General features: G+C 36.7%; 1 protein-coding gene. It reads right to left on the reverse strand.

All coding sequences use genetic code 11. The features are described from left to right. Positions 1-228: 228 nt before the first annotated feature. Positions 229-534 carry a hypothetical protein gene (locus tag ASC50_RS03180; protein ID WP_055430529.1) on the reverse strand — a complete coding sequence of 102 codons (306 nt, stop codon included), beginning with the start codon at positions 532-534 and terminating at the stop codon, positions 229-231. Between the last annotated feature and the right edge of the window lie 99 nt (positions 535-633).

The raw sequence follows: 633 nt of genomic DNA on the forward strand, positions 1-633 counted from the left end.
ATAATTACTTTTTAATAAATATATAAACCACTATTGATTTATGGTGCAAAGGTAGGTATCCCCGGCAGAGCGCATATCATCACCGCGAGCAGCCTCTCTCGATATAACAGCACCCGATGCCTCGTTGTAAGCGTTGCTACCATAAATTGAATTTTTAAATTCATAAAATTTGCCTACTCTTTTATGGATTTTCGGCTTCCTCCATCTTGTTACAGCTCGTTTGCGAACTCAATGTCTTGATTCAATTATAGCATCCATGGTAAGCTTCCCAAATTTACGAGCTTCTTCACCTCCTCGTTCTGACATATATAGAAAACTCATATTTTCTAAATACTCTTGAAATTCCTCGGAACCTGCATATAGAGGGTCTTCTTTCACAATTTCAGCAATTTTTGCAGCATCTTTTTCCGGAGTTGTCAATTTGAGTTCCAATTTTGATCTGCGATTACCACTACCCCCACTACATGAGGACATTCCAACACTCAGGGTCGCTAATGCAACCACACTCACTAAAAATAAATTTACCTTTTTCATAAAAATTTTGTGTCTGTTATAAACCATCGACCCGTCGGCTTTTGTTTTTTTTTAATTATTTTTTATCCACATTTTTTTACATCCTCATATCCACAATAC

It is taken from the genome of Candidatus Symbiothrix dinenymphae (genome assembly GCF_001431085.1).

Coding starts and splice junctions, on each gene's coding strand:
- ASC50_RS03180 (WP_055430529.1), bottom strand. CDS start 534: ATGAAAAAGGTAAATTTATTTTTAGTGAGTGTGGTTGCATTAGCGACC.